Raw genomic sequence first — 14023 nt, 5'->3', positions numbered from 1 at the left:
GCGGCCGAGTGCCCGCCGCGCCTACGCCGTGGCACGGCGGATTAGCCTGTACCCGCCGACCGCGAACGCGGCGGCCACCAGGACCGGCCAGCCGGCGAGCAGCGCCGTGGGGGACTGGTCGAGCAACCAGCGGCCGATCGCGTTCCATTGCCGGGTCCACGTGATCAACGCGGCGGCCAACCCGAGCGCTGTGATCGTCAGGGTGAGGCTGGCGAGGACGCCGGTGGTGCCCCAGCGCAGGTGCACCGTGCCGAGCAGGATCCCGAGGTGGATCACGACCAGCATGGGTACCGCGTACCCGAGCAGGAGCAGCACCGGGTTGGCGTCGTCCATGAACGGCAGGCTGAAGTAGCGCATCCCCACCCCCCAGTAGCCGGTGGCCTGTTCCACGGCGCGCAGCAGGCAGAGCACCAGCGCGTAGGCCATCGACTGGACGACCGCGAGCAGCGACCAGGCCAGGTAGAACTCCCGGCGGGTCACGCTCATGCCCAGCGCGTACGGGAAGATCTGGGTGACCGAGACGGTGGCCATCCCGATCGCGATGCCGTACACGCTGGCCACGCCGCCGGTGGTCGTCACGCCGTCGCCCGGGTCGTGGTTCGCCATGACGCTCAACAGGTTGATGCCGAATGTGACGGCCGTCATGCTCCACGTCCAGCCCAGGATGTGCGGCCAGGCCGGTATCTGGAGACGGGCCACCTCACGGATGCGTTTCATCGGGCGGCCTCCCGGTCCGCCGGCGCCGTTGTTGGCGGCGCCGTTGTCGTCGTCGGTGCGGTCAGGCGGACCACGAGTTGCTGCAACGACAGTGGCTCCAGCTCGACGTTCAGCGCCTGCGCGAGCGCCTTCGCGTGCGGTCCGAGCCCACCGACGATGGTCGACCGGACCAGGCCGCTCAACCGCTCGCGGTGCAACTCGGTGCGTCCGGCCGCGAACCCGTCCACGGCCTCCGCCCGACCGGTGGCCGCCACCGCCCGCCCGCGCAGGTCGTCGGCGTCCTCATCGAGCAGCAGCCGGCCACGGTCGATGAGCAGCACCCGCTCGATCAGATCGCTGACCTCGTCGATGAGGTGGGTGGACAGCACCACGGTGCGGGGATGTTCGGCGTAGTCGGCCAGCAGCCGGTCGTAGAAGAGCTGCCGGGCGGCCGGGTCGAGCCCGAGGTACGGCTCGTCGAAGAACGTCAGCGGCGCCCGCGCGGCCAGGCCGACGGTCACGCCGAGGGCAGACAGCATGCCCCGAGAGAGCTTGCGGACCAGCCGCCCGGCCGGCAGCTGGAAGTCCGCGGCGAGGCCGTGCGCGAACGTGTCGTCCCAGTTCGCAAACAGCCGGCGTGCGGTGCGAAAGACGTGGCGCACGGCGTAGAACTGGGGGTAGCGCTGGCTCTCCCGGACGAAACAGACCTTCGACAGGACGGCCGGGTTCTCCACCGGTGGCGCGTCGAAGACCGACACGTTCCCCGACGACGCGAACGCCTGCCCGGTGAGGATCTGCATCAGCGTGGTCTTGCCCGCCCCGTTACGCCCGAGCAGGCCGTAGATCGTGTGCTCGGCCAGCGCGAAGCTCACGTCGTCGAGCGCCGTGACGTCACCAAAGCGCTTGGTCACCCCGTGTGCGGTTACCACCGCCGTCATCCCAGGTCCCTCCCGACAACCGCACCAAATGAATCGATCATCTTCATCAGCTCGTCGTGGCCGATGCCGAGCTTGCGCGCCTCGGCGAGCAGGGGTTCCACGTACTGTTCGGTGAACCGTTCCCGTCGCCGCTCGCGCAGCCTGGCCCGGGCGCCACCGGCGACGAACATGCCGATGCCGCGTCGCTTGTAGAGCGTTCCCTCCGACACGAGCTGGTTGACGCCCTTGGCCGCGGTGGCCGGGTTGATCCGGTGAAAGGCGGCAAGCTCGTTGGTGGACGGGACCTGGGCCTCCTCCACCAGCGACCCGTCGATGATCGAGTTCTCGATCAGCTCGGCGATCTGAAGGAAGATCGGTCGGTCGTCGTCCATCGTTGGCTTAGCCGCCCAACTGGTTAGCTACATGTGTAACTAACCATGCAACCTTGCGCCGCGACTGTCAAGCCGCCCGGGCATCCCGCGACCTCGGCCGCCGATGCCGGCAACATCTTCGCCACCCGGGACCTCCGTCCCGAACTCCGCAACCCAGTCAGATGCCCTCCGCGCCGTGGAACCCGATCCACGACCTCGAGCATCGCCCAAGATCGAAGACCAGACGGCACAGGCACGCCCCGACCAGCACGAACCGGCCTGGACGCGTCCCGAACAGCCGATCACTCCCGGATCACAACATGTCCACAGTGGACAGACGACGAGAGGCGGCTGATCTACGTTTCCGCAGCTCAATCGCCTCTTGATGTTGAGCGCCCGAAGGGACTCGAACCCTAACCTGCTGATCCGTCGATAATCATGTAGATCGTCCGTCCACTGTGGATCGATTCGTATCTGGCAGATCAAGACGCGCCGATCGTGGCAGATATCCCAGGTTTGGTCTTCGAGGCGCCGTCAAAGCGGATCATCGTATTGGTGGCACCTCGTCGGCGAAGGTGCCGTAGGGAGCGCCGCCGGAGGTGTAGCCCGCAACGAAGAACGGCCTACCGTCCAGCACGATCCACCACTTGTCGTGGACCGGGAGGGTGGCGCGCTCGACGGTACGGCGGGGGATTGTTGATGGGCGATGCGCCCACTGCTGCGCCGAGTCGGTCAACGCGAACCCGACCGCGGTCAGGTCGTCGTAGGCCGTGTACCTGTCGACGCCGTACCGCTTGGCGTAGTGCTTCACCGTGACCGCCGACCCGGAGCGGATCCACACCCGTGCTGAGTCCCGGCATTGCCGCTGGCACATTCGGTGCCGACGCGGTTGCCTGCCGGGATGCTACCGGCGACCGTCAGATCACCCGGCACGGCGGCGACGGCGTCGATCACGGTTTCCGACGACGGTAGGCCACCCGGCTCGACGAACTGCGGGTCTTCGGCGGAGCGCAGGGGAGGTGCATCGGCGCGAAGCGCCGGTGCGGCGCGGGTCAGCACAGATTCCAGTGCGAGTTGAGCGCCAGGCGTCATAGGGTGTGGCGGTGCTCGCGCTCGCCAACGTCGCCATTGAGCTGCCGGTCCTGATCGCCGTCGTCGTCGGCGCGATCGTGGTCCTGACCCGCGGCTCACGGCTGCCCCGCCGCAGCGTGGTGCTCGCCGTGGTCAGCCTTGGCGTGACGGTCCTCAACGTGGTGCTGGGGGTGGTCTGGATGACCGTCTCGCCGTACCTGGCCGCCGACATGTGGGAGTCGTCTGATTCGACGACGTCGATCGGGCTGATGTTTTTCGTGGCATCGATCGTGCTGAACGTCGTCGCTGCCGTCGGTCTGCTGATGAGTTTCCTGGCCGTGGCGGCCGCGGCCAGGCCGGCGGACCCGGCCGCGACGTCGCCGGGGTTCGGTGCGTCGCCGGGATCTGCGCTGCCGCCGCACGCCACGCACCCCGACACGGCCGGTGCGGCGGTCCCGACCGTCCCGGCCCAACTTGGCTGGCCGGCACCGACCAGCCAGACCGGTCCGTATGCGCCGACGTCGCCGCCGCCCGGGTCGGGTTGGCCGAACCCGCCGTCCGCCCGATAGCTACGGGACGGTCCTCGCCACCATCACGGGTGGGAGCTTTGGGCGTGTCCGGGCCGCCGGAAGGTCCAAATCTCCCACCCGTCATTCATGAACTGCGGGTAGGGCGTGACGAGCGGTGCCGTTCGCGTGCACAGTCGAAGCGTCCCGGGACGGCGGCACGCCCCGCGTCGCTGTTCACGGTGCGGAGCGGCACCTGTTCGAGCATGGCTTCCATAGGGTTCAAGGTCGAGGAGCCGGCCGGCATCGTTGCGGGTTCATAGCGACTGGCTCCTCTACGAACGACACGGGCCGGCGAGCCGAACCGTGATCCGGCCGCCTTGGATCACCGACCGTGCTGCAGCTCGGTGGCACGTGCCTGCCGGCAACGTGCCGTCCCTGCCAGGCTGCTCCACCCGCCCGGCCAGCAGGCGATGGGCCCGAGGGCTGACGCGCCCAAGCCACATCGGCATCGGGCCTGGACTGGACGCTCAGTCGGGTGGTATCCGCGCCCGTCGCAAGAGTTCATGGATGAGCTCTGACGACAGGTCAGGGTGGCTGGCGGCGGCGGCCCGGACGTCGGACGACGGGTCGTTGAGCTGCTGGCGTAGCTGGTCAAGCGTCGGCGGTGGGAGTGGGTTGGCCGCCGCGGCGAGTTTTGTGTCCGGGTCGTGGGCGAGTCTGGTCCGCTGTTCTTCGGTCAGGCGTCCTGAGTAGTGCGCAAGCCAGCGATGACGGACCTGCTCCGACCGGCTCAGCTGGTCGACGACGGCGTCCGGGATCCGTGGATTCCGCGCCAGTTCGTACACGCTGTAGCCGTCCCACGTCAGGAGCATCTCGACGAGCACATCGACGGGCACGAGGTCGCCGCTGCGCTCGGCGAGCATCAACCGCACCGCGTAGTCCTCATCGGTGGCCAGATGCTCGACGAGCTCGGCCGCGAGGTCCGGCATGCGGGCCACGGTTCGGCGATAGACGACGTGGCGTGACCGGGCGTACTCAGCGACCAGCGCGCGATTGTGCCGCTGCTCCCACAGCCACTCCACCGGGTATGTCCGTGTGCGTGGATCAAGTTCGTGCTCGATGGCGTCGAGTACCTCCATCGGGATATGGGGGCGGTGGATCAGCGCCCATCGGACATCGAGATCAGGGTCGGCAGCAAGGACGTCAAGCAGATCCCGCGACAGGTCTGGGTTCACCGCTACCGCCTGACGCACCCGAGGATCCGCGTCGGCCACCAGAGACCGCGCCAGTTCGACGCTGAGCGGTATTCGCCTGATGGCTTCAAGGCGGTTGTCGTCGTCGCCGAGCAGGTGAGGAATCAGCCGCGCCGGGGGCCGGAACCGGTCGTTCGTCAGCGCCACACGACGAACCGTGAAATCGCCGTCAGCCACCATGCGTTCGTACGCCGCCAGGGCGTCGGCTTCCTGCCCATACTGCAGCAGCACCCTATCGCGAAGATGAGCGTGCTGAGCAAGTTCGCGTTTGATCTCTACGGGAACGTCCCGGCTGTCCAGGAGCTCACGCTGAATGAACCTGTCCTCGTCTCGGGCCAGGATGGCGTATGCCTCGTCCGGCGCGTAGCGGGCCAACCTCGGACGGTGCAACGGGACGACTACCTCTTCCGGCCGAATCACCACGTGTAGACGCACCCGTCGGTCCGAATCGGCGGCGAGCTTGGTGATGACCTCGTCCGGAAGGTACGTGCAGATCGCCAGCTCACATCGGACCTTCGGGTGTGGGCTGTCCGACAGCACGGTGGCGAGCGGCAGCGACATCGGCAGGTAGCGCCGTGCCTTGATCAAGGCCAGTTGAGTCTGCTCTTCGTGGGTTCCGGCCAGGCAGAGCACCAGGTCCTCCGGGGTGGAGGGGTTTGCGGCGAGGGCAGGTGCGATCCAGTAGTGATCGGTCACGATGAGCCAGCCTAGGCAGCGAAGCCGCAGCCCACGACGGCTGTTCAACCGAGTGATCCCCGATCGGATCTGGCCTAGACTGAGTACGGATCGCTAGTTCGCGGGCGGACCTCAACGGCCGACCACCCCGCCCGTAGTCGCCGTCGGCCGCAGAAAACCACCACGCCGGACGGCCGGCAAGGCGCTGCGGTCCGACCCCTACACCTACGTGCCCAGGTGGGAAGGGTTCGTCTACACCGCGTTCGTCATGGACGCTATTCCAGGCGTGTCATCGGCTGGCAGACCGGTAACCATCTGCGCACCGATCTGCCGTTGGAGGCGTTGGAGATGGCGTTGTGGAACCGCAACGCGGGCGACGGGAAGACCGTTCATCACTCGGATGCCGCCGCAAGTATACGTCTATCCGTTACAACACAAGGCTTCCGACGTCGGTGTGATGCCATCTGTTGGTAGTTGCTGAGCGGGCATCGCGATGTCGGCCGGCGGCGGGATGGTCGCATGAGCGCGCAGGGGAGCGGCCGAGTGGTGCACCTGATCTTGGTCAGGTGGCGTCTGGCTTGGTCGCTCGACGTTGAAGGTGCGACAGGACCCATCCGGCCAACGCGGCAGCGAGGCCGGCCAGCCCGGCCACCGCGAAGCCGCCCGCCGGCGAGGACAGGTCGATCGCGGCCCCGACGATCGGGGATCCGAGCGCGAAACCCGCGCTCTGCGCCGAGGACTGCAAACCTGTCGCCTCACCCCGCACGCTGGCCGGCGCCAGCCGGCTCACCGCGTCGGCCACCGCGGACAGGGTCGGGGCGGTGAGAAGCCCGGCGCCGACAACGGCTCCGCACAACCAGAGCCAGTCGTGGGCGAACCCGATGGGAATCGTCACGAGCCCGAGCACGCCGAGCGGCAGCCACGTGGGAAGGGCCCGGGATGACGCGCCATAGATCAAGCCCCCGGCGACGGACGCCAGACCGGACACGGCGACCACTCCTGCGGCCCACGACACCTGACCCGCTTCCTCAAGCGTGGCAACGATGGCGAGATCGATACCGCTGAGCAGCATCGTGGTACCGAACGCCATAGACAGGACGGCAACCATGCCGGTGCCCAACCACTCCCGACGCGGAGGACGTCCGCCCGCGAGAGCCGCCGGCTCGTCTTCCGCACGCACCGGCGGGTTCAACAAGGCGATCCCGGCTCCGCCGCCCACGATCGCGGCACCGACACCCCATGCCACGACATCAGGGGACATCGTCGCCGCACACAGGATCACCACTGCCGGGCCCACGACGTACGACAACTCGCCCTGTACGGATTCGAGGGCGAACGCGGCCCGACGCTGTCCGGTCGTCGTCATCGCGGCGATCGCCTGCCGGGTCACCGACTGGGCCGGCACCATCAGCAGACCCGCCGGGAAGGCGGCCGCCAGCACGATCCCGTACGACAGGAACGGCACGCTCAGCCAGAACACGACCTGCATCACGACAGTGACCAGCACCACGGCACGCGGCCCCCGCCGGTCGATCATGCGGCCGAGCAGCGGCCCGCCGAGCGCCACCCCGGCCGTCAGGGACGCCGCGACACCACCTGCCGCCGCGTAGCTCAGCTCCAGGTCCAGCACGACATACAACGTCAGGGCCATCACGTCGGCCGTGATCGCGGTACGCGCGATCAGTGACACACCCAGCAGCGACGCCATCCCCGGCACGGCGAGCACCTGCCGGTATTTGGTCACCCGCCGGACGTTAGATGATCTGTCACGCTATAGAAACTGCTAATCTGCTTGGACCTGCCATAATGGTTCCTTATGGCCAGGGATCTTGAGATCATGCTGCTGCGGTCGTTCGTCACCGCTGTGCGGGCGGGCAGCATCAGCCGCGCCGCAACCGCCCTCGGGCAGACCCAGCCCGCGCTCAGCCAGCAGATCCGCAAGCTCGAGAGCGTCGTCGGTCGTCCGCTGCTGAACCGTTCCCAGGCCGGCGTCTCGCCGACCCGGGCCGGCGAGGAACTTCTGCCATACGCCGAACGCATCATCTCGCTGTCCACGCAGGCGCTCATCCAGACCGGACGCTCGCTCGGCGGTCATTGCGGCGTCGGCCTGCTCGAAGACCTCGCCGCGTCCCACCTTCCGCAGGCCCTCGCAGACCTCGCCCAGCTGCATCCCGGCACGACCCTGGAGGTGCTGAGCGTTTCCAGAACCGCGATGCGGGAGGCGTACGACGCGGGCCGCCTCCACCTCGTGCTCGACGAGGTGACAGACGTTCCCGGGCCGCCGCGCTGGACGGTCCGCCGCCCGCTGGTCTGGGCGATCGGCCAAGGGGTGGACATTGCTGCCGATCCGCTGCCGGTGGTGCTGTTCTCCAACCCGTGCGTCTGGCGCACCTCAGTGCTGGAAACGCTGGAACGTTCCGATCGGCGCTTTCGGGTGGCGTTCGAAGGCAACAGCCTGGTCAGTGTCCTCGCCGCGATACGGGCCGGCCTCGGCATCGCGGCACTCATGCCCGCGAACGTCGAACCGGTCATGGCCTGCCACGACGCGGCCGCCCTGCCCACGCTGCCGGACGTCCATCTCGGTCTCGCGCGGCACCCGCGAACCGAAGGCGATCCCCTGGTCGATGTTGTGGAAACCGTGCTACGACGCATGATCTGACTGCATCGGTGCCGATCACCGTGACCTGCACCGGTGGACATCGGTGTGGACCGCCGACGCGGTGCAACCGACCGGCGCATGATGGCGTCGGCGCCGGTCGGGTGGGTTCGATCTACCGGCCGTCGGTGCTGCCCGCAATCGCCTGACGGAGGTCGGGCCGATCACCGAGGCGTTGTTCCAGCGCGCGTAGCGTGGGCAGCAGCCGTGGGTCGGCGAGGGCTGTGGCCGCGTCCAGGCCGTAGGCAACAGCGCCGTGCGGGTCCGGGTTCTGGAGATAGTCGATCAGCGGTGCGATCGCACGTTCATCGCCGAGCCGGGCCAGGCCGACGAGTGCCTCGCCGGCCACGCTGACGTCGGGGTCCCGAACGCGTCGCAGCATGGCGTCGCGGACCTGCGCGCTGTCGACCTCCAGTTCGCGCAGTCCGAAAAGGGCATAGTCGCGGACCGCACCGTCCTCGTCGTCGGACAGCTCGATCAGCGCATCGACCACCCGCTGCTCGTTGTCCCGGGCACGGCAACACGGTAGAGAGCATGCGACGTAGAACCGCACCGAATCGTCCGGGTGGCCCCGCCAGGCGAGCAAGGGCTCGACGGCCCGCGGATCGTGTCGGTAGCCGAACGCCCGGGCCACCTCGGCGAGAACGTCAGTGTTCGGCTCCGTCGCGGCGAGTGCGAGCAGCACCTCCATCGACTCCTCGACGAACGCCGGCCCGGCCGCGGCCACGTCGGCGAGGTCGTGCAGCTCGGCAAGCACCAGAACGCCGAGCCGGCGCTCGTCGGCGTTGGCCGACCGGCACAGGTCACACGCCCGGTCCAGCACCTCACGGGTGGGACGAGCCTGCAGCGCGACCAGCGCCGTCGTCGCCGACCGGAGTTCCTCATTAACTACGCCGATCCACGGCGCAGCGACGAGGTCAGCCGAGGCCGAATCCGGCACGCCCAGACGCGGCGTCCTCGACGGCCGAGCAGAGCCGGGCGTACGAACAGTCACGGGAGCAACGAACGGACCAGCGCCGCTCGGCGGCGCATCAGCGCACAGGATCATGGACTGAGCCACGACTCTTCAGCGGTCCACGATCTCGTCGTGATCGACGGTCTTCCCGGGCCGCCGAGCCTTGGCCCGGCACCGTCAGCGATGGGTGTTCGTTGAACCCGGCATGTGGCGACGGGCTCTGTCCGCGGCGGCGTGGGCCGCCGTGATCATCGTGTTGGGGTCGTCCAGCGGCCGGGTACCGGCCGCGGAAAGCGGGTCGAGGCCTGCGTTCGGTAATCAGGAGGTGGAGAAGGTCGCCGCACGGTTGGATGCATTGACGGTGGCGATCACCGGGGGTGTGGAGGAACTGCGGGCGTCGGAACGGCTGAACTACCACCGGGTCGAGGGCGGTATTGCCGCCTGCATGGCCGCGGCGGGTAGGCCATACCGGAAGCGGCCGTTCGTGAGTCGCTACGACGAGTTCACCGACGCCGATCTCGGCTACGGCACCGGGCGGGCGTCCATCATCGACTCGGTGACCGAGATGGGTCGGCGGCTGGTCCTCAACGAGATCGCCTACACGCGCATGGAGCGGGCCGGGCTCGCGAACCCGGCAGGCGCTGGCGTCGCGCCCGATGGCGTGGACACGTTGAACCGGTGCACGGCGCAGTTCCAGCATCGCGCCTACGGCGACATCGATCCGCCTCCCGGCGCGTACGAACTCGCCAACTCCCTCGATATGGAGCTGGGCGAGGCGGTCGGTGGTGATCGGCGGACGCAGACTGCGTGGGAGTCATACCGGCCGTGCATGCGTGCGCGGGTAGGCGAGGATGTGCAGGACCGCAGCGACTTCCTGTTCCGGCCCAGGCTGCCGCGCGGCGAGGCGCCGATCGACGGTCGGCCTCAGAGTGCGGCCTGGGCGAGGGGTCTTGCTGCTCTGGAGGCGGCGTTCGCGGCGGACACGCAGTGCCGGTTCCCGGCGTACCTGGCCGCGATGAGAGTGGTGGCGGCCCACCTCGACGGCTGGGAACGGCGGCACCGAGCCGAACTGGACGCCATCCGTGAGGCCTGGCGGCAACGAGTGGCAGACGTGGCGCACCTGCCTCGCTGAACACGCGCGCCAACGATCGCACGGCGGCGGATCAGCTCACGTGACCTCTTTGCTCTTGGCGTGCGTGGGGCCAGTCGTCCTGGTCGGTGAGGATGGGTTCTGCCCACGCGGCGTGGGTGAAGTCCCATGTCCAGGTGATCCCGTCGTCGTCTCCGGCGGCATGGTCGACAGCCGCGGCGATCAGGTGCCGGCCGGGCGCTACGATCCCAACCTCCTGGCGAACCCGCCGGCTGTGATGAATGCGGTAAGACAGTCCCTCTATCTCAACAGCGCCGCACTCAGTCCCGGGTTGGTCGAACGAGGTCGACAGCACCGCGACTGCCCAGCCGGCCTTCGTCGCTTTGTGCACCCAAACGCCGAAGGCCCGCTCTTGGCCGTCCGCTTCCCCTACTCGCGCGAAGATTTCTACCGGATCGGTGCGTTCGTCCACGTGCAACCCCTCACATTGGCCCACGGATCCAGGTCCGCATCGGCGCGACGCTAGCAATACGAGGTTGCGATCACGGACGTCCCGCGTCCGCCTGCCTGACGATGGGGCCTTTCGATGGTGGTGAACGGCTGTGTGGTCGGCGACCATGTGTTCATGGACTTCGTCCGTGTTGAGGTGACGCCAACCTGCGGTGCTCCCGACTTCTGGTGACGCTCCGGACGAGTCGCTGCCAGCGCGTACTCCCAGCCGCGCCGGCGGCCCACGTCCCACGCGACGTCGGTATGAGCAAATTGATATCCCGTGGGGCGCATGTCAGCCGCATCGACACCGTTGTATGCCGTGGTGACCTCCTGTATGAAGACGGAAAGCATCTACAGGTGCTGATTCCTGGGGAGGAACGATGAGACATCTGCACTGGCTGCGGACCGCGGCAGTCGCAGGCAGTGCCTGCGTGCTCGGGTTGGGCGTGCTGCCGACGTCGGCCGCCCACGCCGAGGTGCAGCCGCTCACGCCGAACTCCGTGCGCGCACCCGAATTGGACCAGTTCTCGGCGGAGGGCGTCACTACGGTCGGCGAGCTTCGCACCATCGGCGCCGCGCTGTCCAATGTTGCCGCCAGCCGCACACAGATCGTCTCGCACCCCGGCGCGACCTACATCAAGGTCCATGTCAGTGCCCTCCGGCTGGACCGCGGCGAATACGTCACCGTGTCCAGCCCTGACGGCCGGGAAAGCTACCGGTACGACCGCGACCTGAACCGGGACACCGGTGCCGACTACACGATCGACGGGCAGCCGGGCTTCTGGGCGATGTCGGTGGAGGGCGACACGGCGGTGGTGACCGTACACAGCAAGCGCGCGAACGCCGTCACCGTCGACCGCTTCTGGCGGGGCTACGACCAGGCGGAGATCACCCGGTACAACTTCTCCATCATGTCCGTCTGCAGCACCGACGCCCGCCGCGACGTGGTCTGCTACCAGAACAGCCACCCCACCGAGTACGCCCGCGGCCGGGCCGTGGCGCGGCTGCTGATCAGCGGCGGCGGGCTGTGCACCACCTGGCGGGTCGGCAACACCAACCGAATGCTGACGAACAAGCACTGCTTCTCAACGCAGGCCGCCGTCAGCGGCAGTGAGATGCAGTTCAACTACCAGTGCGCCACATGCGGCGGCGGGAACCCGGGAGCCGGCACCAAGGTCAGCGGCGCCACCCTGTACAAGGTGAGCAGCGGCGGCTCGAACCAGCTGGACTACACCCTGTACTCGGTGAACAACTTCGCCAACATCCAGAGTTTCGGCACGCTGTACCTGGCGACGAGCGCCACAACCACCGGCACGCGCATCTACGTCCCGGGCCACGGCGACGGTGGCCCGAAGCGACTGTCGATATTCGAGAACACGCAGAACGGCCCAACCTGCGCGGTGAGCAACGCGAACTACAACACGTGGAACATCAGCTACAGCTGCGACACCTCGGGCGGCAACTCCGGCTCACCGGTGCTGAGCAGCGCCCACCGCGTGGTCGCCCTGCACCACCTCGGCGCCTGCCCGTCGAACCAGGGCGCCAAGGCCCACCTCATCTACAACGAGATCGCCAGCCTGATCGACAACAACGGCTGATGCCGCTCGGCGGGGCTCGTGTTCATGCAGAACTCGTTACCTTCCGGGTCGGCGAGCACGATCCATCCCTGCCCTCGGCCGCGCCGGTCGGCGAGCAGTGTGGCACCGAGGGCGATGATGCATCCACCACGAGGTCTCGATCTTGCTGCGACCGCGCAAGCGTATGACATGACGATCGACCACGCCTGGACATCCGGCGCAGTCGACTACGTCATGCGTCAGCCCGTGCCCGATCGGCGGCCAGATCCGGACGCCAAGATCGTGAGCGGCGTAAATGCGCTCGTCGTTGTCGAGAGCGTTTGCACGATGCGCCGATGACTGCACCCGACTCCATCGAGCTGATCCAGGCGCCGAAACTGACCGACCGAGCGCCGTACGCCTATGCCGCAGTGGCGTCCGACGTACGGCGGTCGGTGTTCACCGCTGGCACCTGCCTGGCCGGGCAGGCTGAAAAGCCGGTGCCGACCTCAGTTCGTCAAGGGTAGGCGCGTGCGCTTCCGTGTCGCCCAACCGCAGCCGGCTCGCCATCGGCACGCGTTGGGACCCGCTCACCGACGCGCAGCGCGCCGCACGTAACGTCGGTCGCGGCCCGACCATGTAGGAGGCATCGTGACCGACCTGGTCACCTGGCTACGCGCCCAGCTCGACGGCGACCAGGAACCCGGCACCATCACCGCCGCGCACCGCGCGATCCTGGAGATGCACCGCGATGACGGGCTCGGCTGGTGCACCTCCTGCGGCGCGATGACCCTCGACGACCACGACCGGGCCCCGGTAGAGACGCCGTGCGACACGCTGCGCGCGCTGGCCTCGGCCTACGCCGGCCGGCTCGGCTACAACCCGGGGTGGGCGCTGTAGCCATCGCCCGCCCGGACGACACACCCGAGGTCGACGCCGTGCCGGTCACGACAGCTGGAAGCCGAACTCAGAGAACCGCTCGATCGGCGGATTCTGCTGGCGGACGGCCCGTGATCGGTCAAGGTGTGTTGCGTGGCTGTTCGATCGCTGGAGACTGTGATCAAGGACGCGGTCGTGGAGGGCTCCGCCGGCGAGGCCCGGCTGGTTGCGATGTTGGGGTCGCTGCGTGGCTTCGACAAGGTCATGGTCGTCGCGGCGTTGGGCGACGCCCAGGGCGAAAGGAGTGTTGCGGCCCTGCGGTCCCTGCTGGCCGTCCGGCAGCGGTCGGTGGACCTGCGCTGCGCGGCGCTGCTGGCGCTAGCCAAACGTCAAGGTGTCGGCGCCTCCGACATGCTGGCGGCACATCTGACCGGTGTGCCAGCGGCGGTAGCCGACTACGCCGTCATAGGGCTGGCCGCGGTCGGCGACGATCGCGCCTGGCCGCAGGTGCTTGACCGGCTACGCCGCCAACTCGATCGGCCGGTTCCGACCGGCCAACCCGACCGCCTGATGCCTGGTGTCAAGGCTTTCGAGGCGATGGTGACGGTCAGCTACCTGGTTCGCCATCTGGACAACCCACTCGGTGAACGGAAACCGCTGCTGATCACCGCCCTGCGGTCGCGATTTGACCGGCTGTACCAGGTTGAACAGAACTGGCTGATCGAGCACTGGCCAGGCGTCGCGCCCGACGGACCCGACATCGCACAGGTCCAAGCACCCGACACCCAGCCGTTCCGGGCACTGATACACGCAACGCGCCTACTCGGCCCGGCGTACTGAACGACGTTCCACCAAGGATCACTCCGGGCTACGGGCGTCGAGCGGCGGAAGGGTGCGCAATGT

16 protein-coding genes and 1 pseudogene are annotated in these 14023 nt (G+C 68.1%); 8 read left to right on the top strand and 9 right to left on the bottom strand.

Going from position 1 to position 14023, the window contains the following annotated elements:
* Nucleotides 1-21: 21 nt before the first annotated feature.
* From Vau01_RS64000 to Vau01_RS49175, 4 genes are all read right to left on the bottom strand, one after another.
* On the bottom strand, nt 22-717 hold the full coding sequence (locus tag Vau01_RS64000) for an ABC transporter permease (RefSeq protein WP_239152536.1): 696 nt from the start codon (nt 715-717) through the stop codon (nt 22-24).
* On the bottom strand, nt 714-1634 hold the full coding sequence (locus Vau01_RS49185) for an ABC transporter ATP-binding protein (RefSeq protein WP_204007938.1): 921 nt from the start codon (nt 1632-1634) through the stop codon (nt 714-716). Before Vau01_RS49185 ends, Vau01_RS64000 begins: the two co-directional genes overlap by 4 nt.
* Complete coding sequence (locus tag Vau01_RS49180) at nt 1631-2005, bottom strand: GntR family transcriptional regulator (protein WP_189140698.1); 375 nt, start codon at nt 2003-2005, stop codon at nt 1631-1633. The genes Vau01_RS49185 and Vau01_RS49180 overlap by 4 nt, the downstream gene beginning before the upstream one ends.
* A gap of 523 nt (nt 2006-2528) precedes the next feature.
* Nucleotides 2529-2825 (bottom strand): hypothetical protein, encoded by a 297-nt coding sequence (locus Vau01_RS49175; protein ID WP_204007936.1) that lies wholly within the window; start codon nt 2823-2825, stop codon nt 2529-2531.
* 262 nt (nt 2826-3087) lie between these two features.
* Between Vau01_RS49175 and Vau01_RS49170 the strand changes: the two genes are divergently transcribed.
* Nucleotides 3088-3624, top strand: a complete 537-nt coding sequence (locus tag Vau01_RS49170) for a hypothetical protein (RefSeq protein ID WP_204007934.1) — start codon at nt 3088-3090, stop codon at nt 3622-3624.
* A gap of 467 nt (nt 3625-4091) precedes the next feature.
* Here Vau01_RS49170 and Vau01_RS49165 read toward each other — a convergent pair whose 3' ends face one another.
* Together Vau01_RS49165 and Vau01_RS49160 are read right to left on the bottom strand one after the other, a co-directional pair.
* Nucleotides 4092-5513, bottom strand: a complete 1422-nt coding sequence (locus Vau01_RS49165; protein WP_204007932.1) for a hypothetical protein — start codon at nt 5511-5513, stop codon at nt 4092-4094.
* A 541-nt stretch (nt 5514-6054) separates the two neighbouring features.
* A complete protein-coding gene (locus Vau01_RS49160) occupies nt 6055-7236 on the bottom strand; it encodes an MFS transporter (protein ID WP_204007930.1) in 1182 nt (393 codons plus the stop codon).
* A 93-nt stretch (nt 7237-7329) separates the two neighbouring features.
* On the opposite strand from Vau01_RS49160, the gene Vau01_RS49155 reads away from it, so the two are divergent.
* Complete coding sequence (locus Vau01_RS49155; protein WP_204007928.1) at nt 7330-8151, top strand: LysR family transcriptional regulator; 822 nt, start codon at nt 7330-7332, stop codon at nt 8149-8151.
* 112 nt (nt 8152-8263) lie between these two features.
* On the opposite strand, the gene Vau01_RS49150 is transcribed toward Vau01_RS49155, so the two are convergent.
* Nucleotides 8264-9088, bottom strand: a complete 825-nt coding sequence (locus Vau01_RS49150; RefSeq protein ID WP_204007926.1) for a HEAT repeat domain-containing protein — start codon at nt 9086-9088, stop codon at nt 8264-8266.
* A gap of 202 nt (nt 9089-9290) precedes the next feature.
* Between Vau01_RS49150 and Vau01_RS49145 the strand changes: the two genes are divergently transcribed.
* Nucleotides 9291-10235: a hypothetical protein gene (locus Vau01_RS49145; protein ID WP_204007924.1), complete on the top strand. Its 945-nt coding sequence runs from the start codon at nt 9291-9293 to the stop codon at nt 10233-10235.
* Nucleotides 10236-10266: 31 nt separating this feature from the next.
* Here Vau01_RS49145 and Vau01_RS49140 read toward each other — a convergent pair whose 3' ends face one another.
* Nucleotides 10267-10665 carry a hypothetical protein gene (locus Vau01_RS49140; RefSeq protein ID WP_204007922.1) on the bottom strand — a complete coding sequence of 133 codons (399 nt, stop codon included), beginning with the start codon at nt 10663-10665 and terminating at the stop codon, nt 10267-10269.
* 400 nt (nt 10666-11065) lie between these two features.
* On the opposite strand from Vau01_RS49140, the gene Vau01_RS49135 reads away from it, so the two are divergent.
* The gene (locus Vau01_RS49135) at nt 11066-12283 is read left to right on the top strand and encodes a trypsin-like serine peptidase (protein WP_204007921.1); all 1218 of its coding nucleotides are present in this window, start codon (nt 11066-11068) and stop codon (nt 12281-12283) included.
* On the opposite strand, the pseudogene Vau01_RS49130 reads toward Vau01_RS49135, so the two are convergent.
* Nucleotides 12244-12402: pseudogene (locus tag Vau01_RS49130) on the bottom strand (VOC family protein); the annotation flags it as partial. The gene Vau01_RS49135 and the pseudogene Vau01_RS49130 sit on opposite strands and share 40 nt — an antisense overlap.
* 49 nt (nt 12403-12451) lie before the next feature.
* Here Vau01_RS49130 and Vau01_RS49125 point away from each other — a divergent pair.
* From Vau01_RS49125 to Vau01_RS49110, 4 genes are all read left to right on the top strand, one after another.
* Nucleotides 12452-12601 (top strand): hypothetical protein, encoded by a 150-nt coding sequence (locus tag Vau01_RS49125; protein WP_204007917.1) that lies wholly within the window; start codon nt 12452-12454, stop codon nt 12599-12601.
* Nucleotides 12598-12768, top strand: a complete 171-nt coding sequence (locus Vau01_RS49120) for a hypothetical protein (RefSeq protein WP_204007915.1) — start codon at nt 12598-12600, stop codon at nt 12766-12768. The genes Vau01_RS49125 and Vau01_RS49120 overlap by 4 nt, the downstream gene beginning before the upstream one ends.
* A gap of 124 nt (nt 12769-12892) precedes the next feature.
* Complete coding sequence (locus Vau01_RS49115; RefSeq protein ID WP_204007914.1) at nt 12893-13141, top strand: DUF6221 family protein; 249 nt, start codon at nt 12893-12895, stop codon at nt 13139-13141.
* Between the two features lie 156 nt (nt 13142-13297).
* Nucleotides 13298-13960 carry a hypothetical protein gene (locus Vau01_RS49110; RefSeq protein WP_204007912.1) on the top strand — a complete coding sequence of 221 codons (663 nt, stop codon included), beginning with the start codon at nt 13298-13300 and terminating at the stop codon, nt 13958-13960.
* The last annotated feature ends 63 nt before the right edge of the window (nt 13961-14023 follow it).

The organism is Virgisporangium aurantiacum (assembly GCF_016863635.1).
GTDB lineage: Bacteria > Actinomycetota > Actinomycetes > Mycobacteriales > Micromonosporaceae > Virgisporangium > Virgisporangium aurantiacum.
The sequence above is the reverse complement of the archived record's forward strand: the minus strand, read 5'-3'. Positions and strand labels throughout refer to the sequence as shown.

Coding starts and splice junctions, on each gene's coding strand:
- Vau01_RS64000 (WP_239152536.1), bottom strand. CDS start 717: ATGAAACGCATCCGTGAGGTGGCCCGTCTCCAGATACCGGCCTGGCCG.
- Vau01_RS49185 (WP_204007938.1), bottom strand. CDS start 1,634: ATGACGGCGGTGGTAACCGCACACGGGGTGACCAAGCGCTTTGGTGAC.
- Vau01_RS49180 (WP_189140698.1), bottom strand. CDS start 2,005: ATGGACGACGACCGACCGATCTTCCTTCAGATCGCCGAGCTGATCGAG.
- Vau01_RS49155 (WP_204007928.1), top strand. CDS start 7,330: ATGCTGCTGCGGTCGTTCGTCACCGCTGTGCGGGCGGGCAGCATCAGC.
- Vau01_RS49135 (WP_204007921.1), top strand. CDS start 11,066: ATGAGACATCTGCACTGGCTGCGGACCGCGGCAGTCGCAGGCAGTGCC.
- Vau01_RS49125 (WP_204007917.1), top strand. CDS start 12,452: ATGACGATCGACCACGCCTGGACATCCGGCGCAGTCGACTACGTCATG.
- Vau01_RS49120 (WP_204007915.1), top strand. CDS start 12,598: ATGACTGCACCCGACTCCATCGAGCTGATCCAGGCGCCGAAACTGACC.